Source organism: Shewanella sp. SR1 (genome assembly GCF_020447145.1).
GTDB classification, from domain to species: domain Bacteria; phylum Pseudomonadota; class Gammaproteobacteria; order Enterobacterales; family Shewanellaceae; genus Shewanella; species Shewanella baltica.
Window position 1 is genome coordinate 52883 of sequence record NZ_JAJAEF010000006.1, and the last position, 25020, is coordinate 77902.

General features: G+C 44.6%; 26 protein-coding genes. 2 read left to right on the forward strand and 24 right to left on the reverse strand.

Translation table 11 applies throughout. From position 1 onward, the window contains the following. Nucleotides 1-9: 9 nt before the first annotated feature. A complete protein-coding gene (locus KV201_RS07165; RefSeq protein WP_012089690.1) occupies nt 10-1113 on the reverse strand; it encodes a response regulator in 1104 nt (367 codons plus the stop codon). Between the two features lie 121 nt (nt 1114-1234). After that, nucleotides 1235-2020, reverse strand: a complete 786-nt coding sequence (locus KV201_RS07170) for a VacJ family lipoprotein (RefSeq protein WP_226058933.1) — start codon at nt 2018-2020, stop codon at nt 1235-1237. A 219-nt stretch (nt 2021-2239) separates the two neighbouring features. On the opposite strand from KV201_RS07170, the gene KV201_RS07175 reads away from it, so the two are divergent. Both KV201_RS07175 and KV201_RS07180 read left to right on the forward strand, forming a co-directional pair. Further along, nucleotides 2240-4171: a hypothetical protein gene (locus KV201_RS07175; protein ID WP_226058934.1), complete on the forward strand. Its 1932-nt coding sequence runs from the start codon at nt 2240-2242 to the stop codon at nt 4169-4171. A gap of 57 nt (nt 4172-4228) precedes the next feature. After that, on the forward strand, nt 4229-4537 hold the full coding sequence (locus KV201_RS07180) for an EscU/YscU/HrcU family type III secretion system export apparatus switch protein (RefSeq protein ID WP_006082378.1): 309 nt from the start codon (nt 4229-4231) through the stop codon (nt 4535-4537). Between the two features lie 68 nt (nt 4538-4605). On the opposite strand, the gene KV201_RS07185 is transcribed toward KV201_RS07180, so the two are convergent. The 22 genes from KV201_RS07185 to KV201_RS07290 form a co-directional block, all read right to left on the reverse strand. Next, nucleotides 4606-5004 (reverse strand): DUF2802 domain-containing protein, encoded by a 399-nt coding sequence (locus KV201_RS07185; RefSeq protein ID WP_006082379.1) that lies wholly within the window; start codon nt 5002-5004, stop codon nt 4606-4608. Between the two features lie 228 nt (nt 5005-5232). Beyond that, complete coding sequence (locus KV201_RS07190; protein ID WP_006082380.1) at nt 5233-5727, reverse strand: chemotaxis protein CheW; 495 nt, start codon at nt 5725-5727, stop codon at nt 5233-5235. 7 nt (nt 5728-5734) lie between these two features. Next, the gene (locus KV201_RS07195; RefSeq protein ID WP_226058935.1) at nt 5735-6745 is read right to left on the reverse strand and encodes a chemotaxis protein CheW; all 1011 of its coding nucleotides are present in this window, start codon (nt 6743-6745) and stop codon (nt 5735-5737) included. Beyond that, nucleotides 6729-7520 (reverse strand): ParA family protein, encoded by a 792-nt coding sequence (locus KV201_RS07200; RefSeq protein ID WP_006082382.1) that lies wholly within the window; start codon nt 7518-7520, stop codon nt 6729-6731. The genes KV201_RS07195 and KV201_RS07200 overlap by 17 nt, the downstream gene beginning before the upstream one ends. Nucleotides 7521-7588: 68 nt before the next feature. Beyond that, entirely contained in the window at nt 7589-8113 is a 525-nt protein-coding gene (locus tag KV201_RS07205) for a membrane anchored protein in chemotaxis locus (protein WP_226058936.1), read from the reverse strand. Between the two features lie 13 nt (nt 8114-8126). Further along, entirely contained in the window at nt 8127-9254 is a 1128-nt protein-coding gene (locus KV201_RS07210) for a chemotaxis response regulator protein-glutamate methylesterase (protein WP_006082384.1), read from the reverse strand. Nucleotides 9255-9274: 20 nt separating this feature from the next. Beyond that, a complete protein-coding gene (locus KV201_RS07215) occupies nt 9275-11518 on the reverse strand; it encodes a chemotaxis protein CheA (protein WP_226058937.1) in 2244 nt (747 codons plus the stop codon). Nucleotides 11519-11533: 15 nt separating this feature from the next. Next, nucleotides 11534-12271, reverse strand: coding sequence for a protein phosphatase CheZ (locus KV201_RS07220; protein WP_071939670.1), 738 nt, complete (start codon nt 12269-12271; stop codon nt 11534-11536). Between the two features lie 13 nt (nt 12272-12284). Then, complete coding sequence (cheY, locus tag KV201_RS07225; RefSeq protein WP_007649667.1) at nt 12285-12668, reverse strand: chemotaxis response regulator CheY; 384 nt, start codon at nt 12666-12668, stop codon at nt 12285-12287. A 47-nt stretch (nt 12669-12715) separates the two neighbouring features. Further along, nucleotides 12716-13429, reverse strand: a complete 714-nt coding sequence (locus KV201_RS07230) for an RNA polymerase sigma factor FliA (RefSeq protein ID WP_006082388.1) — start codon at nt 13427-13429, stop codon at nt 12716-12718. Further along, nucleotides 13422-14303, reverse strand: a complete 882-nt coding sequence (locus tag KV201_RS07235; RefSeq protein ID WP_006082389.1) for a MinD/ParA family protein — start codon at nt 14301-14303, stop codon at nt 13422-13424. The genes KV201_RS07230 and KV201_RS07235 overlap by 8 nt, the downstream gene beginning before the upstream one ends. A 4-nt stretch (nt 14304-14307) precedes the next feature. Beyond that, nucleotides 14308-15690, reverse strand: a complete 1383-nt coding sequence (gene flhF, locus KV201_RS07240) for a flagellar biosynthesis protein FlhF (protein WP_126491522.1) — start codon at nt 15688-15690, stop codon at nt 14308-14310. Between the two features lie 11 nt (nt 15691-15701). After that, nucleotides 15702-17801, reverse strand: coding sequence for a flagellar biosynthesis protein FlhA (flhA, locus tag KV201_RS07245; protein ID WP_226058938.1), 2100 nt, complete (start codon nt 17799-17801; stop codon nt 15702-15704). 108 nt (nt 17802-17909) lie between these two features. Next, nucleotides 17910-19040, reverse strand: a complete 1131-nt coding sequence (gene flhB, locus KV201_RS07250) for a flagellar biosynthesis protein FlhB (RefSeq protein ID WP_226058939.1) — start codon at nt 19038-19040, stop codon at nt 17910-17912. Between the two features lie 18 nt (nt 19041-19058). Continuing rightward, nucleotides 19059-19856, reverse strand: a complete 798-nt coding sequence (gene fliR, locus KV201_RS07255; RefSeq protein WP_107404156.1) for a flagellar biosynthetic protein FliR — start codon at nt 19854-19856, stop codon at nt 19059-19061. Nucleotides 19857-19860: 4 nt separating this feature from the next. Then, nucleotides 19861-20130: a flagellar biosynthesis protein FliQ gene (gene fliQ / locus KV201_RS07260; protein WP_107404155.1), complete on the reverse strand. Its 270-nt coding sequence runs from the start codon at nt 20128-20130 to the stop codon at nt 19861-19863. An 18-nt stretch (nt 20131-20148) separates the two neighbouring features. Beyond that, nucleotides 20149-20895, reverse strand: coding sequence for a flagellar type III secretion system pore protein FliP (gene fliP / locus KV201_RS07265; RefSeq protein ID WP_226058940.1), 747 nt, complete (start codon nt 20893-20895; stop codon nt 20149-20151). Beyond that, nucleotides 20892-21317, reverse strand: coding sequence for a flagellar biosynthetic protein FliO (gene fliO, locus KV201_RS07270; protein WP_011847300.1), 426 nt, complete (start codon nt 21315-21317; stop codon nt 20892-20894). Before fliO ends, fliP begins: the two co-directional genes overlap by 4 nt. A 30-nt stretch (nt 21318-21347) precedes the next feature. After that, nucleotides 21348-21728 carry a flagellar motor switch protein FliN gene (fliN, locus tag KV201_RS07275; protein ID WP_006082397.1) on the reverse strand — a complete coding sequence of 127 codons (381 nt, stop codon included), beginning with the start codon at nt 21726-21728 and terminating at the stop codon, nt 21348-21350. Between the two features lie 11 nt (nt 21729-21739). Beyond that, nucleotides 21740-22768, reverse strand: coding sequence for a flagellar motor switch protein FliM (fliM, locus tag KV201_RS07280; RefSeq protein WP_006082398.1), 1029 nt, complete (start codon nt 22766-22768; stop codon nt 21740-21742). 39 nt (nt 22769-22807) lie between these two features. Further along, a complete protein-coding gene (gene fliL, locus KV201_RS07285; protein WP_011847301.1) occupies nt 22808-23335 on the reverse strand; it encodes a flagellar basal body-associated protein FliL in 528 nt (175 codons plus the stop codon). 87 nt (nt 23336-23422) lie between these two features. Further along, nucleotides 23423-24973, reverse strand: a complete 1551-nt coding sequence (locus tag KV201_RS07290) for a flagellar hook-length control protein FliK (RefSeq protein ID WP_226058941.1) — start codon at nt 24971-24973, stop codon at nt 23423-23425. Nucleotides 24974-25020: the final 47 nt, after the last annotated feature.

Genomic DNA, 25020 nt, shown 5'->3' on the forward strand with positions numbered 1-25020 from the left:
AGCGACGAACTAAAGACTCAACTGTAGGAAACCACCTTCGGGCATTGCTGCATCGTAAACCAATCCCTTAAACTTATTCTCAAGCAAAGCTTGTTTATGTTCCGGCTCACTGGTCGCAATACATAACTGCTCTTGCGGTAAAAGACTGCGGAACTGAATACTCGGCTTACCCCAATCTAATACACCCAACTGAAGGCTCTCTGAGAGTGCTAGCGGGCTTAATCCCTCGTCATTACGCAAATAGCAACGCAGCCCCTTCCCAGCTTGCGCGATAGCAGCACGGTACTTTGTCAGCTCAATAGAGACATAAATCATATCCGCTTTGATATCGAGACCCGACTTGACTAAACGTTCATTCAAGTAGCTCATCATATTGAATGGTTCAATAATGCTTTGACTCTGGCCATTTCGAAAATCTTTAAGTTTCTGATTAACAAAACTTCTCAGTAGAACGCAAGCAAAAGCCGCACGATTATCTTCAGGATATAAATGCGCCATGTACATGATCAAGTGATCAGTGCCGACCATAGTTGAATCAATAAAGTAACTGCTAATGTCACTATTTTTATACAGACTGTAGTCAACCTTAGCCGCCGGATAGCTTATGTTTGAAGCGGGGAATAATTGTTGCTGCACTTGCTTTGCGGCAGCAACACTCTGTTCGAGCAAAGCGAGATTATCGCTTAACTCTTGATGGGATAGGGCTTCAAAATCGGCAGCTTGAGTATCATCAATGTAGGAACTATGGAGGCTTTGTTTAATCGCTTGTTCAATGATGAATAAATCGGATACTGGTTTAACGAGATAATCACTGGCGCCAATCCGTAATGCCTCAACAACGTCAGCCATGACATTATTACCCGAGATCACAACAGAAGGGACTAGCGGCGCTAACCTTGTCATTTCCTTAAGCATGTCAAGCCCGCCAAGCTTAGGCATGCTTAAGTCTGCAAGAACAACATCAAAGTGCTGCGATTTAAAAAGTGATAATCCTTCTTCACCGTCACAGGCTTGCGTGACTTGCGCGCCTCTAGTATCAAGAAAGCTTGCGACAATCTGCCGAAACACCGGATCATCTTCAACTAAAAGAACCGCAACACCATTTAACGCCATAAAAGTTCCCGCATAGAGTTCATCGCTTAACCATTACTCAAGTGAACATGCCGATAACGTTTTTCGATAAGGCTAACACTTGAATACTAACGACAAATGCTGTCAAGTACGGCCTAGAGAGTTACTCAAGCTCCTGCATATACTGATCGAGTAACTCATCATCATCTTGTTTTTGAGGAACATTACCATCATAGACTTTATAGTCCATGTGTTGTAAATACGCATCTTTGACAAAGGCATAAGGATCGAGTGCATTATCAACGAGTCGTTCTTGATCGATCGCAGACGCTCTGGAATGAAGATTTTTAAGTCCCCATTTAACAATGGTTTGCCACATTGTTAACTCAGACAAGGGAAAGTATAGACCATCAACCCAATCAGACGCGAGTTCTCGCACGACGTAAGGACCCGCAAACGGCGCCATGAAGTATGGTCCATTAGGCACGCCATAATAACCAAGTACTTCGTTAAACTCATCTTGCTTACGGCTCATACCCATCATATCTGCGACGTCAATGACACCTAATAAACCGACTGTAGAGTTGATGGTAAAGCGTCCACCGGCATTCGCCGCCCAGACCCACTTTCCCTGCAGCACATTGTTTACCAAGCTGCTAGGTTCTTCTAAATTCTGCACAAAATTATTGACGCCTGTTTTAGCAGGCATAGGTATGTAATCGTTATAACCATGGGCAACAGGACGATATAAATATCTATCTAAAAAGAGATAGTTAAAATCCCACATCGCACGGTTAAACCCTTCGAACGGGTCGCGGGGATCATCATAGGTGATTTGTACCTTAGCAGGTGCTTCCTGCGGAATGGTATCTGATACGGGCACTTCAGCCGCTTGCACTTTAGGCAACAGCATTAACCCCAAAGATAACCCCATCCATTTTAACTTCATATCGCTCTCTTAATATAAATGTACAGCTTAGGCATCAAGTTTTCGCTAAAGTGACAATACAAAAATGACGATATAAAGATAATTCGTCTTAGTGGCATACTATCCAGTATGACAGTTCCGTTGTCACAAGGCGCATAAGCATACTTGGCAAAAAAAATTGGTCAATTGTTAATTTTACTAAACGAATATATCGCCAGATAAACTATATAAGGTCACTAAATGGAGTCGATTCCACTTGTTAGCAGTCAAAATCCGCAGTTACACACTGCGACAGCCCAAGCTGATGCTCTCAGTGCTACTCCGCGTGCCATTCCTGCTCAGGTGCAAACCTCCCCTGAGGGAGATAGTATTATTCTAAACGGTACAGAATATAATTTAAAGCTTGTTAACGCTCAGCAGCGGCAAATATTATTGACGGCTAATGCTTTTCTAGTCACGCCCAATAAGCAAAATACTCCACCGACAGCTGCAGCGACTCAAGATACCACCAGCCAATTGCTTGCCTTAGCCACGCCTATTGCGCTGAAAGTCCCTGAGGCTGTTATTAATTTGGCGCAACAAAATGGCATATCTCAGGCACAGCTTTCAGCTCTTGCGGCTCGTACTCAAGGCTATCCATTACCAAACGTCACCATTATTAACAAAGCGTTTCAATTTGCTAATGGCACCGTTGTAGCACAAGATCCTGGACCTCAGCTGAATCAAGGAGAATTCTTAGCAAAAATAACCTTTCAGCAAGGGCGCCCTATTTTATTACTCACCCCAATACAGAGCAAACTCGAAATCGTTATTGGGGCGCAAGTAAATGAAACTCAGGTTCCCACAAATAAATCGTCTTCTGACATTGTGATCGCCAAAGTCGAACCGGTTCAGATCATCGCCTCCTTTTTAAAAAAACTTGAAACTATCGTTTCTTTACCTGAGCCGACAAAACAAACCATCGCGCCCAAAGTCGATACCATACAAGCTCAAGTTAAAATCGATGCTCCTCATACTTCTAATTCAGCCAGTTCTCCCAATACTTTCAATGCGCAAGCCATAACGCCAATACCTAAAGGTTTAGAACAAGGCCTTCCAGTCAGTGCTCAAAACTCAGAGAATGTAAATCGGCTTGCAAGTCAATCTCTGCCATCACCAATCAGTACCGAAACAAATAGTAAGAGTGCATTGTCGCAAGACATTGCGGCTGCAGTAGGCAAAACGCCTCAAGAAACTCTTGGGGCAAATCCAGCAGACGTAAACAAGCTTAGTCATATTTTAGGTTCCAGTGGTCAAAAGAATGAACAACAAGCGAGTGACGCTAAAACTGACAGCACTATGAAGGTTGCTGATGTTTTGCAAAAAGCATTCAATAAAGCGGGAGCACTTCCTGTTGAACTATCTCGTTCTAATAACAGCTCAAATTTAGCATCAGAGTTGTTAAAGCACTTACCGCATATAGGATTACCACCACTGAGCCAGCTAAATGATTTAGATGAGCTTAAAGCCAATATTCTCGGACTAGCAAGTCTTAACCTTGCCGCACCTCAGTCAAATCAAGCCTCAATGTTTATGAATGCGAGTGCGATTACCTCACTATTTCAACTGCTACTAGGCTTTAAAGCTAATAATAGTTCGAATTCAATGAGTAAGAAGCTCGCAGATTATCTTGATCAACTGCAAGCCAAAGTTGGCTTTTCCACTAAACAACTTGGCCAACTGAGCAAAGCTGGCGGCCTTGATAGCATGGGACAACTAGCCTCTAACTTGCATTTATACCAACAGGCAAGCAATGAGAGCGCGGGCAATTTAGTGTGGTTCTTTGCCCTGCCCTATGGCATTAACCAACGTCATGAGCAACTGGAAGGGAAATTTGAGCAAGAAGCGGATCCTGATGATCCAGAGAAAAAAGCCGGATGGCGTTTACAGCTCAAATTTAATCTAGCACAAGGTCCGCTACTGATTGCAGCGCAACAGCACAATCAACAATTGGATATCCAGTTTAAAGGCAATAGCCAAATGCTACTTAATAAGGTCAATAACTTTTTAACGCCCTTAAGCCAAAAACTGTCACAGCTAGGGTTTACGCCTGGTGAGCTCTCAACGCAAATAGCGCAAGTGCCAGCAACCTTATTACCCGGAGATCATTTCCTCGTAAAGACAAAAGCTTAGCTAGAAAAAATACCTAAGCGGACATCGAATTCATCATCTAATTTTAGGAAGAATCAAATGAGCGAAGAGAGTGAACCGAAACAAGCTGTCGCGCTGAGCTACGATGGTCGTAACGCGCCTAAAATTGTGGCGACTGGTGAAGGGCTTATCGCAGAAGAGATTATTGCGTTAGCCAAGGCTAACGGCGTGTATATCCATCAAGATCCCCATCTAAGCCATTTTCTACAGTTGTTAGAGTTAGGAGAGGAAATTCCTAAGGAGCTTTATCTGCTTATTGCCGAACTGATCGCATTTGTGTATATGCTCGACGGTAAGTTTCCCGAGCAATGGAATAATATGCATCAAAAAATTGTTGAGAAGGCATAAAATAAAAAGCTAATTTTGGCAAATTAGCTTTGAGGGTTAAACAAAGTATCACTATCAATTCTATGCGATCATTTGCGATGAAGTCGGATCAATAGCTCAGCTTCCGCTTTGGGTAGTTCGCATTCTTTAATCAACTCATCCACACCAGCGCCAAGCGCCACCATTTTCATGGCTCGAGTATAAAGCTTTGCCTGTGGATCCTGCTGAGTCGTCTCTTCAATCCGTTCCGACTGCTGAAGTAGGCGTTTTTCTAACTCAATCACACGCCGACCGACTCCGATAGTGCCACTGCGCAACTCTTGCAACTCACGCTTAAACGACTCTCGCTGACGATCACCTTCTTTGACTAAAACGGTTAATGCTTCAACCTTGCTTCTTAGTTTGCTCAATTGTTTTTGTAAAAAGAGTACTAATCCTAAGCATGCGATGACATAGACTAACGCTGCGATCAAAAATTCATCGCCCATTAAAAATCCTTATACTCACTCATAGCCATAAATTAGCAGGCATTCCAACTGAGTTATCTATTCCAAAGTGCTGTACTTAAATGACTCAATATCATTAGCCATTGTTCAAACCGCGATAAAATACTTTGTCTATCCATAAATCATAAAGACTTAGAATCATCGATTTATTCGCAAATACACAAAATAGCTGAATGAATTGATATCATTCAGCCTTATCTCGCTAATTGATTAAATCTGAGTCAATTCGGCCCATTCTTCATCGGATAATAACTTGTCGAGATCGACTAAGATGAGTAATTCATTGTCGCGATTACTCACACCTTGAATGAATTTAGCACTCTCTTCCGTTCCGACATTTGGTGCATTGTCGATTTCTGAGCGGCGTAAATAAACCACTTCGGCAACACTATCCACTAAGATGCCAATGACTTGCTTTTCAGCTTCGATGATAACGATTCGAGTTGAGTCATCAACTTCGGCAGACTGCAATCCAAAGCGTGAACGGGTATCAATAACTGTAACAACGTTACCACGTAAGTTAATGATGCCTAATACGTAATAAGGCGCACCGGGCACGGGAGCGATTTCAGTGTAACGCAATACTTCCTGCACTTGCATTACATTGATACCGTAAGTTTCATGGTCTAACTTAAAGGTAACCCATTGTAATACTGCATCATCTTTACTTGCAGCAACTGCTGCTACATTTCTTGTATCTTTCATGTTTACCTCAACCAATTGAGTCCTGACAACCTAAACCCGCATTAAGCATTTCAACTAAGGCTTGTACGTGCAAAATGCCACACATCTGCTCTTTCACTACACCCGCTAACCAAGGGCGCTTGCCTGCTTGACTACGCCAGTTGACTTGCGATTTATTAATTTTTACCGCATTGACCAAGGACTCACAAGTTAATCCCCAGTTACTACCTTCTAATAATACAAGATATTGATAATTTACCGATTGCGCCAGTTTATCTGAGTATTTTTCTGGCATAACCCACGCACAAGTGTCAACAATGTTCAATTGCTCCTCCCTATGCGTCTGTACACCGAGAAACCATGCGGGTCGGCCAAAGATGTGGTTTATCCGCTCAATTTTAACTATTCCGCCTAAACTGACCAAAGGCACCGCCAATGTCAGCCCTGCTACTTTAAAGAATAGTACCTGAAACTCATCATCGAGCACTTCTTGCAAATCTTTTGTCACGCTAGGAGGCGTAATGCCGACTTGTGTTTCGGGCACAACCACTGCCTCAACGACTTTTTCAGCAATTATATCATCAACAACCGCTTCATCATTAACAGGCTTGGCTTGCGGTACTTCCACCACAACGGGTTGAACATCAACTGCAGGCGTAACTTCAACAAGAGGTGGCGTCGGTGCTAATGTTTGAGTCTTAAGTACAGGCGCCAACAATTTTTCTAGCGCTTGCTTGTTCACTTGAGAAGCAATCTTACTCACTGGAGCAACAAACTCATGTTGTCTTGGCGTTGCTTTTGGCTGCAACTGTACCGCCGGCGTTATCGTCCTATCTAGAGCTTGTGATGCGGTCGTACGACCATTTTCAGCCAAGATTGCGGCATCAAGTAATGCAGCCTCCGTTTGATTAACGGCCACATTTTGATTTGAGTCTGCTGTTACAATGCTTTGAGAGGAAACAACCTGACTTGGAGTGTCGTCTTCCTGCAGCAATAATGCGAAAAAATCAAAAACAGTTTCATCAACCGATTTTGACATGGCCAAACTCCCCAACTAATAAGAAATCTAATAATCTTTCATAGGCTTTGACGCCACGACAACCACTCGCATAATGCGATGCTGGTAAATGTGCCAAACTGGCATCTCTAAACTTAGTGTCGACAGGAATAACGTCCTTCCACAGGGTCTCACTGTATTCTGCGCCAAGCACTTGCAAAGCGGCGGGTGATGCCTTGGTACGTTTATCGTACATAGTGGGCACGACGGTGTAGCTGTAACGCGTCTTCTTCGATCGCCCCATCAACTCCATCGTTTTAATCATCCGCTCTAGCCCTTTAATGGCAAGAAACTCAGTCTGCACGGGAATAATAATATGCTGACTTGCCGCAAGGGCATTTACCATTAAAACGCCAAGTACGGGGGGGCAATCAACGATAGCCACATCATAATCATCAGCAACTAGCGCTAATAAATTACGCAGTACTAATCCCATCCCCTCTTGATGACCTAAGGCTCTGTCCAACGTTGCAAGTGCCATAGTGGCAGGCAATAAATCGAGACCATCGACCAAGGTTGGTACTACATGGGATAAAACGAGTTCTTTGGAAAGGCTTTTATGGGCCAGAAACACATCAAATAAAGAGCCAGGAACCTCTTCAGAATCAATGCCTAAGTAATAACCTAGCGAAGCGTGTGGATCGGTGTCTATCATAAGCACACGCTTGCCGCGCTTAGCCAATGTTCCCGCTAAACTCGCTACCGTTGTGGTTTTACCTACGCCACCTTTTTGATTCGCTATGGTCCAGACTTTCAAGAAGTGACCCCCATATTAATTGATTAAATGCTAATGAATGAGAATATTGAGCCCACACATTCCAAAGGTTACTGCTCTTTTCTCGTCGTTACTCGAATACCACCATTCGGTAAACTAATCACTTTAACACCATCGGCATTTTCAGAAATCACCACAGGTAGCATCTGTGCATTTTTCGGTTCCATTGGCGAAGTAGCAGCCTTAACTTCTGCTTCTGGCGTCTGCAGCAGTGTCGGCGGGACTAAAGGTTGCTGATTAGCGTTATCCTTCGCCGTATCCATCGCTGCACTTTGCTTACCCAACAAAGGCGGAATGCCAATCTGCGTAGGTTCAGGACCTATCGCAACAGCCTTTTGCTCACCAGGAGCAGCGAATTGCAGCATAGCTTTAGTCTGATCAGGGTGAGACGCTAACCAGGTTGCAATAGCCTCAGCTTGTTCATCAGGGACCATTAACAGCACCTGAGTCGATTCCAAACGCTTTATGTCTTCTCGCAACAAACTATTTTTGTGCCGATAATCGAGACTCAAGGCGCCAAGACACAAAATGGCAATAGCCATCAGCAAGATGATGAGCACACTATTTGTGCTCATCGGATTTTGACTCTTAGACACGAACAGACTCTTTTAAAATGCATTCAGCCATGTTGTCTAAGGCAATGGACTGAGTTGCAATACCCGCGCTGGCAACAGCCTGTGGCATACCATAAACCACACAACTGGCTTCATCCTGTGCCCAAATGGTCGCACCGACCGCTTTCAACATGCGGGCACCTTCTCTGCCATCCGCGCCCATACCGGTTAACACAACGGCAAGTACGTCACCGCTAAAGGCTTTAGAGGCAGAAGCAAAGGTGATATCAACACAAGGCTTATAGTTCATGTCCGCACTACCAGCGATGACCTTTAATCGACCACTGCCTCCAGTGCGTTCAACCATCATTTGCATACCGCCAGGCGCTAAATACGCACAACCCGGTTTAAGAAGATCGCCATTAGCAGCCTCTTTTACTTCAATTTTACATAAGCCATTCAAACGACTTGCAAATGCTGGCGTAAAAGCTGCGGGCATATGCTGAATTAATAAAATCGGATGCGGATAGTTTGCCGGGAATTGGGTAAGAATTTTTTGCAAGGCAACTGGACCACCAGTAGATGTGCCGATCAGCAGTAACTTATACTGCTTACCACTTGCACGAATCGACGCTGCAGTTGAGGTCCTCACAGGAGCAGTGGCTGAAGTATGCGACGCTATACTCGTTGTCCCTAAAACGCTACTTGTTGGACGCACGCTAGGTGTTGAAGCTACGACAGGACGTGCAATAGGACGAAACATTCTGCGGCGTCCCAATGCCTTAACTCTCTGCTGCAACAATAAAATAGCATCATCTTTATTGGTAGCAATGTCTTCAAAACGTTTAGGTAGAAAATCTAACGCACCAGCATCTAAAGCGTCTAACGTTGCTTTAGCGCCATCATGGGTTAAAGAAGAAAACATCAAGATCGGAGTCGGACATTTAGCCATGATTTCACGGACGGCAGTAATGCCATCCATCACGGGCATCTCAATATCCATAGTGATAACTTGAGGATTAAGCTCAGCAGCCATCTTCACCGCTTCGGCCCCATTTGAGGCCGTCGCGATAACTTCCAGTTCAGGATCTTGATTGACTATTTCACTAACACGTCGTCTGAAAAAACTTGAGTCATCAACGACTAATACTTTAATGGCCATTCCATTCCTTAGCTTGGAAACTAATTCTTACTTTTCGCATAATGCTTTAACAATCCAGGGACATCTAAGATCAGTGCGATACCACCATCCGATGTAATTGTCGCGCCAGCCATCCCAGGAGTGCCGTGTAACATAGCGCCAAGAGGTTTTATCACCACCTCTTCTTGGCCTATTAGGGCATCGACCACAAAACCAATTTGCATCATACCTAATTGTACAATCACTACATGACCATGCTTTTTATCGCCATGTTTAAAGGTGGTTTTATTTCTATGCAGCCAATGCTCCAAATAGAACAAAGGCACAGCCTTGTTACGCACTATGACGGTGAGTTGTCCGTCGACGATATTGGTCTTAGTGAGATCGAGATGGAATATCTCGTTCACACTAGACAGAGGTAATGCAAACACTTGTTTAGCGACATCAACCATTAAGGTTGGCATAATCGCCAGCGTTAACGGTACTTTAATCTCAAGTATCGTGCCCTTACCTTTCATAGAATCAATATGCACTGTGCCGTTAAGCTGAGTGATACGGGTTTTTACCACGTCCATCCCAACGCCACGACCAGAAATATCTGAAATCTCGACCTTAGTTGAAAAACCGGGCGCAAAAATCAAATTATACGCTTCGCTGTCAGTCATCCGCGAAGCTGAATCTTCATCGAGTACACCACGCGTTATCGCGATTTTTTTCAGTTTCTCAGGGTCCATACCTGCGCCATCGTCTTCGATTTTCAGCAGTATATGGTCACCTTCCTGACTTGCAGATAAGGTAATCGTACCCGTTCTCGGCTTGCCGTTGGCTTCACGCTCACTTGGCATTTCAATACCGTGATCCACCGAGTTACGCACTAAGTGGACGAGTGGATCGGCAAGCGCTTCAACTAAGTTTTTATCTAGATCGGTTTCTTCACCGACCATGATCAAATCAATTTCTTTATTGAGTGTACGCGCAAGATCACGTACTACTCGAGGGAAACGACCAAACACTTTCTTGATCGGTTGCATACGGGTTTTCATCACCGCGCCTTGCAAATCGGCAGTCACGAGATCTAAGTTCGCAAGGGCCTTAGACATTTCCTCATCATCACGACTGATACCTAAGCTCACTAATCGATTACGCACTAACACTAACTCGCCCACCATATTCATGATTTGGTCGAGTCGTGCAGTATCAACACGTACTGTCGTTTCACCTTGAGGCACATTTGCTGAACTTGCTTTAGCTGGCGCTTTATCTACAACTGCAATGTCCACTTTCGGTTTTGCGGCAACAACGGGAGCTGGAGCAGGCGCAGCAGCTTTTACGGGTGTGGGAGTCGCAGCGGCTTTAGGTGCAGCAGTCGAAGCAGGCGTTACTGGTGCAGTAGGCGCTTTTACTTCTGCTTTTGCAGGGGCCGCATTTTTACCATGGAGTTCATCGAGTAATCTTTCAAACTCATCATCAGTAATTTCATCGGCATCCACTATCGGTTGAGGCGTGGGAGCCGAAGCGACCTTTGGTTTAGCTGGCACTTCTTCCTCTGCTTTAAACTTGCCTGAACCATGCAGTTCATCAAGCAATGCCTCAAACTCATCATCAGTGATGTCATCACCCGATGCTGAAGGCGCTTTAACTGGCGCAGCTGGCTTAGCGACCACAGGTTCAGACGCCACAGCGGTAGCAGCCGCAGGGCCTTTTCCTGAGCCATGAAGCGCATCTAACAAAGCTTCAAATTCAGCATCGTTGATATCATCAATACTTGAAGATGAGCTATTACTTATCTCTGCGGGAATGTCTTGTCGGACGGGAGTTTCAACAATGGCTTCAACGACAGGCTCTGGTTCGACAACTTCTATCACCTCTGCAGACGCAACTTCAGATGGCAATGGCGCACCTGAACTCAGCATTTTAAGTCTAGCCAACAGGCCTGACTCAGCAGGATCTTGTTGTTCGCCCTGCTGCGTTTGAGCGAACATAGTATTAATAGCATCAACAGCCTGCAAAATAATATCCATCAGCTCTGCGTTTACGCTGCGTTTGCCTGTGCGCAATAGATCGAAGGTATTTTCAGCCTCATGACACACATCGACCATGGGAGTTAAGCTAAGAAAGCCTGCGCCACCTTTAACGGTATGAAACCCTCGGAAAATGGCGTTTAGCAAGTTTGTGTCATCAGGATTATTTTCAAGCGCAACGAGTTGCTCTTGCAGAAGCTCTAAAATTTCACCGGCTTCGATTAAAAAGTCCTGGAGTATCTCTTCATCTACATCAAAGGCCATCAAATTGACTCCCAGTTAGAAACCCAGACTCGATAGAAGATCATCCACTTCGTCTTGACCCGTTACTACATCTTGACGAAGTTCGGCATTCATTATCGGCCCTTCCGCTTCAATATTATTTTTCTGAGCAATCTGACTTTCAATCATAGGCTGCTCACCAAATACCGTCAGCATAGAAACCAGATTACTTTCAACTTCCATTACCAGATCAATAACACGGCGTATCATTTGCCCTGTTAAGTCTTGAAAATCTTGCGCCATCAATATTTGATTCAGCAATTCACGTAATCGAATCGAGTCGTCTGAACTACGGGACATAAGATCTTGGACATCGTGACAAAGAACCTTAAATTCACTTAAGACTATCTCGCGTCGCATTAATTTGTCCCAAGATGGCATGACTTTTTGAATATTAACCGTTACGGCATTGGCCAGAGGTAAACATTCTTCAACCGCATCCATGGTTTTATTTGCCGCTTGTTCAGTCATGTCAATAACGTAATTTAAACGTTGCTTGGCATCGGGAATTTCTGTATTGGCTAATTCAGAAAGACGATTATCAACTTGAAAATCCATCAGCGCACTATGAAGTTGCCGAGTTAATTTCCCTACCTCTTCGAATAATTCTCGTTGCAGTGGAGCTGCTAGCTCCCGAAATAAATCATCTGCCTGACTTTGCTCACCTGCACTCAATAATTCAACAAAGTGCTGAGCTTGCTCGAGCGTGATGAGCCCTGATGTTTGTGACTTCATAGCTCATCCTTGCTCAAGCGAGTCGTTCGAATATTTTATCTAACTTCTCTTTCAGCGTTGCTGCGGTAAAAGGCTTAACCACATATCCATTCACTCCCGCTTGAGCGGCAGCAATAATCTGTTCACGTTTTGCTTCAGCAGTTACCATTAATACGGGTAAATGCTTTAGCGAATCATCTGCGCGAATTGCTTTTAACAGATCGATCCCTTGCATGCCGGGCATATTCCAATCTGTAACAACAAAATCAAAATCCCCCTTTTGCAACATCGGCAGGGCTGTTGAGCCATCGTCTGCTTCTTGGGTGTTGTTAAACCCCAAGTCTCGCAACAAGTTCTTGATGATACGCCTCATTGTCGAAAAATCGTCAACAATGAGAATCTTCATATTCTTGTCCAAGGTTTCCTCCGGTGAGCTGACATTCTGTGCTCGATTAATAATTATACTTATGTCCAGTGCTTGAGTTTAGCTTTCAATCGCAACATTGCCTGACTTAATATCTGGCTAACCCGCGATTCACTGACTTCAAGAATGGCGCCAATCTCTTTTAAATTCAATGCTTCATCGTAGTACAGGGATAACACTAATGCATCTCTTTCAGGCAATAATTTAATTGCCTCAACCAGAGCAGAATGAAATTGGTTCTCAGCTAATGCTTCAAATGAATCATCATCGGACCGATCACTCACTGTAAGTATATCCTGAGATACGCCTAAGTCTTCTATCCCTATGATTTTTCCGACAGAAACATCGTTAAGAATATGATGGTACTCATCGAGCGTCATATCAAGTTTTTCTGCAATTTCTGTGTCGCGTGCATCACGACCCAGCGCTTGCTCTAACTCATCTATAGCGTGTGCAACCTTACGGTTGTTACGATGAACGGAACGAGGGACCCAATCGCCGCGGCGAATTTCATCTAACATGGCCCCACGTATGCGTATGCCGGCGAAGGTTTCAAATTTCGCACCCTTGCCACCATCAAACTTGGATGATGCTTCTAATAACCCCATCATCCCAGCTTGGAGTAAATCATCTAACTGCACTGAGGCAGGTAGTCTGGCGAGTAAATGATGCGCAATTCTTTTAACCAACGGAGCATACTGTTCAACGATCGACGATTTATTGTCTAAACAAGTATACGCAGCGGCTTTATTCACTCGTTTTTTCCTCTTGAAAATCTGGTCGTTGTACTAAACGCTCAACGAAAAACTCCAAATGCCCACCAGGTTGCTGCGGTACAGGCCAGCTTAGAATTTTATTTGCCAACCCTTGATACGCAATCGCTGCTGGTGATTTAGGATACGCTTCAACCACCAATTTTTGTTTACGAACTGATTTACGTAAGTTTTCGTCAAATGGGATTGTTGCAACCAATTCAAGGGCGACATCCAAAAATCTGTCGGTCACTTTACTGAGTTTAGCAAATAATTCCATACCTTCGCGTAAACTACGCACCATATTGGCAACTATTTTAAAACGGAACACGCCATGCTCACGGCTGAGGATTTTTATCAGGGCATAGGCATCGGTAATTGATGTCGGTTCATCACAAACAACGACCAGCACATCCTGTGATGCACGTGAGAAACTGAGCACCATATCTGAAATCCCAGCAGCAGTATCTACGACTAGAATATCAAACTGAGTCCGCATCTCACTAAATGCACGAATTAACCCTGCATGTTGCGCTGGGCTTAATTCCACCATCCCTTGTGTTCCTGAAGTGGCTGGCACTATGCCAATCCCTTTAGGGCCACGAACGATAATATCGTCAAGCTCTGCATCACCAGAGAGAACATGGGAGAGGTTACGCTCGGCACGAATACCCAGCATGACATCGACGTTTGCTAAGCCAAGGTCAGCATCAAGTACCAAGACACGCTTGCCTTTTTCGGCTAATGCCACAGCTGTATTAATTGAGACGCTGGTTTTACCAACGCCACCTTTACCACCTGTGACCGCGATTACTTTCACTTTTTCGTTATAGGGTTGATTCATCATACGTAAACCACTTGCTTGATCCAGGGTCATAAATCTACTCAAATGCACAGGCCATATTATCTGACCACGCTGTGTCTTGTAATGATTGTTGTTCTGTACTATCTAACGCTGCGAGTGCCTGCTGGGCTAAATCTAAGGTATCCGCAACTTTCATATCTTCAGGAACTCTTTGTCCATCAGTAACATAACTTAATGGTAATCCGTTTTGGATCAACACACTTAATGCCCCTGCTAACGACACAGATTCATCGAGTTTTGTGAGAACGACACCAGATAGGGGAATGCGTTTAAAATGATTGACTGCATCTTGCAGCACACGGCGCTGTCCTGTCGCAGACAGTACCAGATAACTGCGGATAGGTATCCTGCTATTTGCAGTTAAATTATCAAGTTGCTGGTAAAGACGCATATCTCGCTGTCCCATGCCAGCCGTATCTATCAATACTAGCTTGCGATTCCTAAACTGATAGAGAATTTGCTCTAATTCATTCAGATCATGAGCTTGCTTTACTGGGCAGCCCATTATTTTCCCATAAGTTGCTAATTGCTCATAGGCTCCGATGCGATAATGATCTGTCGTTATAAGAGCAACATGCTCAGCACCGTGATGGGCAGCAAAACGGGCTGCTAGTTTCGCTAACGACGTGGTTTTACCCACACCCGTTGGCCCCACCAATGCCACCACGCCGCCCTGTTTAACAATATCATCACCTTGATTATCAAGCATATTAGCTAAACTTTGAGGTAAGGCTCTGACTAATTCTGCAGGCGTATAATGTTGGCTCAGCGCCGCTAATTTATTCGCAACCGCAGGAGAGAATTCAGCCTCAAGTAACTTGGCCTCGAGCATAGCACCGACGGGGTCGATGCGTTTTTTATGTTCTGTCATCAAAGAGGACACTTGGTGTGTCAATAAATTACGCAATGAGGCTAACTCATCACGCATTGCCTCAATATCAGCGCTTTGTTTCTGTGATGTTTGTGGCTTCTTATCAAACGTAGCAGGCGCTTCGCGACGCTCCACTTTTGCCGCTGCCGGCGCTTGTAACCCCTGTGCCCATGCGGGTAACGCGGCATCAACTTGCTGATGCGACATTTGTTGATTCAAACGGCTTTGTTGCTTCTCTAGCAAGGCTTGTAATGAGTCAGCAGGTGCCGCTGGCTTAGCACGGGTTTCTACTCGTACTGGCTGCTTAGCACCCAAGGACACAAGGTCGTCACTCACGTCCATAAAGGTTGGCGCTGGCGCAGTAGCTGCGGTTTTCGCTTTAGGTTCGTCATAGTCAACGGCGGCGACAATTTCGATGCCCCCATTCACTTTCTTATTTGACATAATGACGGCATCTGAGCCGAGTGTTTCTTTCACTTGGGCCAGTGCGGCGCGCATGTCTTTGGCAAAAAATCGTTTAATCTTCACTTATGCGTCCTCTACTGGCCGACTGCAGATACGATACGTATTTGCTTCTCATCAGGTATTTCTTGATATGAAATGACTCTGAGATTAGGAATAGTATGTTTAACAAAGCGTGACAGCGTCGCGCGTAACATACCTGACGTCAACAATATGGCGGGTTGTCCGACCATTTCTTGCTTCTGAGCCGCATCGGCAAGGGACTGCTGCATGCGTTCTGCAAGACCGGGTTCAATGTTAGGACCATCACCACCGGTTGCTTGCATTGACTGATGCAACATCTGTTCCAACTCTGGCGCCAAAGTTATGACGGGGATTTCGAGCTCTGGGCCTGAGATTTCCTGAACGATCATACGTTTCAACGCGATACGCACTGCAGCGGTCAAGACTTCAGTGTCATTACTCTTAGTGCCGTATTCTAACAAAGTTTGCACTATAGTACGCAAGTCTCTGACTGAAACCCCTTCATTTAATAGGTTCTGCATCACTTTTACGACATGTCCTAGTGGCATTACATCAGGAATAAAGCCATCCACCAGCTTAGGCGAGTGTTTCGCAAGCATATCCATCAGTTGTTGCACTTCTTCGTATCCTAACAACTTAGCAGCATTATTGGTCAGCAATTGACTAATATGGGTTGCCACAACCGTAGCTGCATCGACAACCGTATACCCTAATGTTTGGGCATGCTCACGTAATTCAGGGGCAATCCATACTGCTTCAAGACCAAAAGCTGGATCGCGCGTTTCGATACCATCGAGCTTGCCATAGACTTGGCCAGGATTAATCGCCAATTCGCAGTCGTGACGTATATCCGCCTCACCAACGACTACGCCCATTAGTGAAATGCGATAGGCATTAGGTGACAAATCTAAGTTATCCCGAATATGCACCGCTGGCACTAAGAAGCCCAACTCTTGCGATAACTTTTTACGGACTCCTTTGATACGGCTTAATAACTCGCCACCTTGGCCCTTATCGACCAGTGGGATCAAGCGATATCCAACCTCAAGCCCAATAGTATCAACATGATGGACATCGTCCCACCCCAGTTCTTTAGGCTCTTTATCTTGTCTCTCTACAGGGCCTGATTTAACAAGTTCTAAGGCTTTAATGCGTTTTGATTCATTACGCTTATAGACAAAATAGGCAGCACCCGCAGTAATAAAGGCGAAGCTTAAGAACGCCATATGCGGCATGCCAGGGACAATACCCATGACAAACAACACTCCAGCGGCGATACCCAATGATTTATGACTGTCAAACATCTGACTCATCATCATTTGGCCCATGTCGCCCGATTCATTTTGACGGGTCACCATCAAGGCAGCAGCGATTGACAACAACAAACCTGGGATCTGCGCCACCAGACCATCACCAATGGTCAGCAAGGTATAAATTTCAACCGCTTCAGAGAAACTTAAGCCATGTTGAACAATACCTATGATGAAACCACCTAAGATGTTAATCACTAAAATCATGATACCCGCAATTGCATCACCTTTTACGAATTTTGAAGCACCATCCATCGCGCCATAAAAATCAGCTTCACGGGTCACTTCGGCGCGACGTAATCTTGCTTGATCTTGATTCAAAGTTCCGGCATTTAAGTCGGCATCAATAGCCATTTGCTTACCAGGCATAGCGTCCAAGGTAAAGCGGGCGCTCACTTCTGCTATACGACCGGCACCTTTAGTAACCACAGCAAAGTTGATGATAATCAAAATGATAAAGACAACTAAACCAACGGCATAGTTACCGCCAATCACCACAGAACCGAAGGCTTCAATGACCTTACCAGCCGCATCACCACCATTATGCCCCTCGAGTAACACTACACGAGTAGAAGCGACGTTTAGCGCAAGGCGTAATAACGTCGCCACTAGCAGAACACTTGGGAAAGCGGCAAAATCCAACGGTCTATCAGTATAAATTGCGACTAATAATACGATGAGCGCTAAGGCTATGTTGAATGAAAAAAGTATGTCTAGTAAGAATGGAGGGATAGGTAAAACTATCATGGCCAATGCTGCGAGTACGAGTATAGGAGTGCCTATACCTTTAAACGTGCTCAAGCGCATTTGTTTTACTTGACCTAAGGTCGCTCTAACATCCATTCATATTTACCTAAACTTTGACGTATGACAGCATGAAAGCAAAAAGTACGCCAATAGCGTATTGGCGCACAATAATATCACGACTTCAAAGAATTTTTAGCTTAGATCTTAATATTTTAACTCATCGGGAATGGGTTGATTAAGTGGGATTGGAATAGGCTTGCGACCTCGGCCTTTTTGGTACTGGCGCAACTGGAATACATAGGCCAAAATCTGCGCCACTGCGGTAAACAATCCTTCAGGAATTTGTTGATCTAACTTAGTCGTATGGTATATAGCTCTTGCTAATGGCGGGGCTGAGACGATTGTCACGTTATGGGCCCTTGCTATCTCACGAATTTTAAATGCGACATCATCGACACCTTTGGCAACAACAAAAGGCGCGACTGAACGCTGCACGTCATATTTAATCGCTACAGCAAAATGCTCAGGGTTAACGACGATGACATCGGCATTGGGTACTTCGGCCATCATTCGACGCTGAGCCAACTCGCGTTGCATCTGCCGTACTCGCCCTTTGACTTCAGGCTTCCCTTCAGTATCTTTATACTCATCTTTAACTTCTTGTTTGGTCATCTTAAGTTGTTTGTTGTGATTCCAAAGTTGAAATGGCACATCGATGACGACAATTAACAAAATAGAGCAGCATAACAGGATAAACATCCACACGAGCAAATCTAATGCATGGTAAACATTGCCAGGAAGATGGTCGCTAGACAACAACAGAATTTCATTAAAATAAAAGCTCAGTAGCAAATATGCAGAAAATGCCACCACAGAAAACTTGGCAATCCCCTTTGTCAGCTCAACTACTGCTTGCACGCCAAACATGCGCTTTAGACCTGCTGCAGGGCCCATTTTACTGGCCTTAGGCATCATAGCTTGGGTCGAGAAATTCATCCCACCTAAGGCAACGTTACCAATAAAAGCAACGACTACGATCAACAGCATAATTTTTGCCATGGGCCAGGCGATTTCGCTCGCAACAACGCCCCAGACATTGAACATTTCTTCAGTATCAAAGATTTGCGCCCTGTCCATGGTAAAAACCGTCTCAAACACCCGAGTTAAACTCGTGGCAAGACTCGGACCGAGCATATAAAAACCACATGCTGCCGAAATTAATACTGCTGCTGTACCAAGTTCTTTCGAACGCGCAATCTGCCCTTTTTCCCGCGCCTGTTCTAGACGCCTCCCTGTGGGTTCCTCACTGCGTTCACCGCTTGATTCTTCAGCCATGGGCTGCTCCTAATACCGTCATATCAAGCCATCTGCGTTACATTGAAGCGCTAACATATCGCAAAGCAGCACTTGAGCCGCGGCCCACACTTCATCAAAATGCTCCATGACAGGTGTTAAGGTTAACCAAAGAATAAACAGCCCGCCAATCATAGTGATCGGAAAACCTATAGAGAAAATGTTTAACTGCGGCGCGGCGCGGGTCATCACCCCGAAGGACAAATTGACTAACAACAGGGCGATAATCGCGGATATCGACATAGTTAATGCCGCACCAAACATATACGAACCCCAATCTGCTAGAGCACGGTAGCTAGTGAGTGTTAATCCTTGATTAGAAATGGGTAGGGTCTCAAAGCTCGCCACCAGCATACGGATCATCAACAGATGGCCATCTACAGCTAAGAAGATCAATGTCGCCAACAATAGGAAAAAGTTACCAATAACCGGAGTTTGCTGACCAGAACCGGGATCCACCATAGAGGCAAAACCGAGACTGGTTTGCATACCAATAATCTGTCCGGTTAATACAAAAACTTGCATCACCATTTGAGTCACAAACCCCATGGCAACACCAATAATGATTTGCTGCGCTGTGATAAATACTGCGCTGAGTGAAAATAAATCGGCATTTTGAACGGGAGGAAGCACTGGTGCTATAGCAAAGGTAATCGCCATAGCCAATAATAAGCGTACGCGGCTCGGTGTTGTTGCCGCCCCAAATACCACCATTACCATCAGCATACTGGTGACACGAAACAGCGGCCACATATAAGCGGCAATGGTCTGCATTAAGGTATCGAGCAGAAGCTCCATTGGGTTAGCCTATTACTTGCGGGATGCGATTAACCATCTCGACAAAAAAGTCCATTAGGGTTTCTACTAACCAATGTCCCATGAACATCAAACCGAAAAGTGTCACTAATAATCGCGGAAGAAAGCTTAATGTCTGTTCGTTGATCGAAGTCGCGGCTTGAAACACAGCAACAATCAAACCGATACCTAGCCCAGGTAGTACAATGGCAGACACCATCATGACAATAACGGATAGAGCCTCACGAAAAATATCAATTAGCGCCTCTGGACTCATGTGCGGACTCTCCCTTGGCTACCCGAAACTATTCGCTAATGTCCCAATGACTAAGCTCCAACCATCGACGAGCACAAACAGCATGATCTTAAACGGTAGCGACACTATCATAGGGGATAACATCATCATACCCATGGCCATTAAGATACTGGCCACCACAAGATCTAACACTAAAAATGGCACAAACAACATAAAGCCAATTTGAAAAGCTGTTTTCAACTCGCTGGTAATAAAGGCGGGGATCAGCACACTCATCGGAGCTTCTTCGGGCGACTTAATGTTCTTATAGCCTGAAATTTCGATAAAAGTTTTTAAGTCAGTGGTCCTGACTTGCCCCAACATAAAACCTTTGAGTGGCTCTTTGCCTTTTTCAAACGCTTGCTGCAAGGTTAACTGCTCTTCTATGTAAGGCTTAACCCCTTCGTCATAAATCCGGTCAAACACTGGCGCCATAATAAAGAAGGTCATGAATAAACTCATACCAATTAAGACTTGATTAGACGGCGTCTGTTGTAACCCAATGGCTTGACGTAATATTGACAGAACGATGATGATCCGCGTGAAAGAAGTCAACATAATGAGCATCGCAGGTAAAAAACTCAGCGATGTCATCAACAGTAAAATCTGCATTGTGACCGAGTATTCTGTTGAACCGTCAGGTCCTGTTGTTACGGTAACCGCAGGCAAAACACCATCGGCAGCCCATGCCGACGGCATGCATAACAGAATAACTAAGCCAACTAACGCGAGGATACGTGTTGTCATTGTTTTAATTTCGCCTGACGTAGCCGACTCGCAAAGGAATCAGACTCTATATGGATAGGTTCAGCTAACTTATCAATCAAACTCACCTGCTGCGAGCTAACTCCAAGTAAATATTGCTGTTCCCCCACCTGTACCAAGACTAAACGCTCTTTTTGTCCTAGGGAAGTCACGGCTATCGTTTTTAGAACACCGTTGGTCGTCGGTACTAAATTGAACCGCCTCAGTAGATAAGCTAACGCAAAAATTAAGAGTAAAACCAGAATTAAACCGCCTAACATACTCGCTAAGGTTGCGACTTGAGAAGGTTCAGCCATTTTTGCAGCTGTAGGAACGACTGGAGTGATGTTCGCTGCGCCTTCCCCGAGGCTATCGGCGCTCGTTTGAACCGCTGCCACTAAACTGTGTATTACCGATGTGCTCATTTAAAGTTCCAACTACTTATACAGCTCGTATTATTTAAGCTTTTTAATTCGCTCGGTTTGACTGATCACATCGGTTAAACGAATACCGAATTTATCGTTTACTACCACAACCTCACCATGCGCAATCAGCGTACCGTTAACCATCACATCTAAGGGTTCACCTGCAACTCTGTCTAGCTCAACCACAGAACCTTGGTTTAACTGCAACAGGTTACGAATACTAATGTAGCTACGGCCCACTTCCATAGAGATAGTGACGGGGATATCTAAAATAGTATCTAATTTTGCCGCTTCTGCCTTAGTGATAGGTCTTGAATCATCAACTAATTCATCGAGTTCAATCGCGTTAGCTTCCTCTAGGGCTTGTTCTGCCATTGCTGCAGCCCAATCATCCGTATCGTCTGTGCTCATCTTACTTCACCTTATAATTCTGATATATCGCGAGATTTACCCTTGCGCGTCACTAATTGTAGCTCGGATTTAACTGTCTCTGGCCGAGGGATCTTTTCATATATTTTAAGCGCTAGGTTATCTCTAGAACGGCCCATTTTACAACGATATGTCGGTAAATCCTCGATTTTCATCATAATATATTCCGGCAGCTCAATCGGAATAATATCGCCCGCTTTAAAATTCATCACATCTTTGAGCGTTAACTCATGTTCCACAATATTGGCATCGAACCCAACCTTCACATCCATGATTTCATCATGCAATGCCTGAGACCAACGCATGTCAGTATCTTGCTTATCACTTTGTACACCGGCATCGAGCAACTCGCGAATAGGCTCAATCATGGAATAAGGCATAGTGATATGGAAATCACCGCCACCGCCATCGACTTCAATATGGAATGAGTTAATCACGACAACTTCGGTAGGGCTGACAATGTTGGCCATGGCCGGATTGACTTCAGAGTCCAAATAATCAAACTCCACATCCATTACAGGTGCCCAAGCATCTTTATAATCTTCAAAAATTATTTTGAGCAACAGTTGTACAATACGTCTTTCTGTTGGCGTAAATTCACGCCCTTCAATCTTGGCATGGAAACGCCCATCACCACCAAAGAAGTTATCCACTAGGATGAACACCAATCGAGCTTCCATGGTGATCAATGCAGTACCTTTGAGCGGACTAAAACGCACCATATTCAAGCTAGTAGGAACGAATAGCGTATGTACATACTCGCCAAACTTGAGCATCTGTACACCGTTAATCGACACTTCGGCAGCACGGCGCATCATATTGAACATGCTGATACGCAAATGGCGTGCAAAACGCTCATTCACGATTTCCAACGTCGGCATACGCCCACGAACTATTCGATCTTGGGAAGAGAAGTCGTAAGAGCGAGCATCTTCTCCGACAGCGTCAATTTCATCATCATCGACGTCATCAACCCCGTGCAGTAGCGCATCAATTTCGTCTTGGCTTAATAAATCACTCACTATATTGCCTTCGCCTCTTTTGGTGCTGAAATTAAAGGGTTATTGCATCACAAAACCAGTAAACAGCACTTTCTCGACAACTTTACGGCCAGTAACCGACTGCAAAGTATTTTGCACACTCAAGAGTGCTAACTGACGTAACTCATCTTTCCCAGCCTGCGTACTGAGTTTTTGCACATCAGCGCCGCTAAAGGTCGTTAACAGCGCATCTTCAATCAGGGGGATGTGTTTTTGTGTCAGCACATCATCGTCTGTACCACGCACCATAAGTTGTACTTTGATCTCAACTAAACGCGCTCTATCAGGCCCAGGTAAGTTGAATAAGAAAGGGCGTGGCATAGGCACATATGAAGCAGTGGCTAAATCTCCAGTGGCAGGGGCTTCAGCCTGAACAGTTCCATCAGCGGCAGCGACTGGTACTTCCTCGGAGCTGCTCCCCATAAAAAACCATACGCCGCCACCGATTAAAAGAGCGACTAGAACACCTACTCCAGCGAAAATAAACAGTTTTTTCTTACTTTTAGGCTCTTCGGTACTTTCAAGTTCTAACGATTCTTCCTTAGCCATCACTATTCTCTTTAATTTAGGCGGAACAAATGACGATTCTGGTTTACCGAAACGTCATTATGTTAGTCATTGCTATAGGTTACCTACTTAAGCGTAATAATCTATACCTGAATTTACACTAGTGGCTTGATTTAAACCTAAATGTAGCTCTTCTGCTGAGATTTCATCCACATCAGCCCCATTTGAACCGCCACCATCACCAAAACCACCCTCTCGACGTTCACCTTGGCCACCTTGAGACACATGACTATCAGCCAATTGCATCCCTTGCTCTTGCAGTAACTCGCGCAATCTCGGCATAGCTTGTTCAACCAGATCACGCGTTTGTGTCTGAGTGACATGGAACTGTACTTGGGTTTGATCGCCATGCACTTGGATTTTTACCAGCATATGCCCAAGCTCAGGGGGATCAAGCCTAATTTCAGCATGTTGAATACCTTGACTCACCATAGTGATCAACTGTTGCTTCATCACGGGTGAAAACCGTTGGATCATCTCTTGCATTTGGTTCTGCTGCTCAACACCTTGGCGTAATGATAGCTGAACTTGCATTGTTTCTTGGCGATTTACTTGTGACATCGAGAGTGTATGGATTGATGATGTAGACTTAATATCTGAGAAGGTACTACCATCATCAATAAAATTTTCATCTCGGGGAATATCCATCGCAACGGTCAATTTTGCATCTTTAAGTAATAGGTTAGCAGCCAGATCTGGATTAAGACTCCCATCAAGATCACTTTCTGTTACAGACGGAGTAGACGATGATTCAGAAGAAACAGCAGAACCTAAAGTATTAAGTTCAAAGGTATTTGCTGAGGTCGTAACGTTACCTTTATTGAGACTGTCCAATATCGGAGCACTCGCGGCACTAGCTGATGACTTTGGCGAAGTGCTCATCGTCGATTTTGTCGTTGAACTAATCGTAAAACCAGCTTGATTAACCACAGCGTTAAGTGTGGCTTCATTCTCGACTAAAGGCTCATCTATGCTAACGCCCACATGAGTTGTAGCGACAAGCTCTGTGTCTTCTATATGTAATTCAGCAGCATCATCGATCAAATTGGGGTCAATAACAGTATCGGTATCCACTGGCGCTGCAATTATATTTGGATCTATGGGAAGAATCTGAACGAGTGGCTTATCAGTCAAAGGGGCTGGCTTAACATCATTATCAGATACAGCCACTGGCGCATCTGATGCAGTAGATACTAGCTTTTGTAATTCAGCAGAGAAACCCACTTCATCAATCATTGCATCTGATGCCTGATAAACATTTTCTTCGCCCGTTATGTCAGTGGTATCTTCAGCATTTAAAAATACTAGCGGCAAACTCTCTCCCTCTGATACCGTTTTCTTCATGTCATTTGCCATGCTGATCTGGGCGAAGATGAGATTTACGTCAGCGTCATCCGTTGATATGTCTTTATCTTTTACTTTATCAGTAGAGGCGATCTGCACTTTATCGTCAGTATTCGCTGTAGCCTTTTTAGGCGCGGAAATAGAAAATGAGCTAGCGGAGACAGACGCAAGTGTAGATGAAAAGTCTTCATTATTAGACTCTTGGGAAGATGTCTTAGCGGAATTGGCCGCAGAGTTGCCTGTTTTACTCAACAGGATATTGGTCATTTGTTGCATAAGTGCTCCCAAACATCACCCAGCAGAAAAAGAAAATGGCTGGGTAG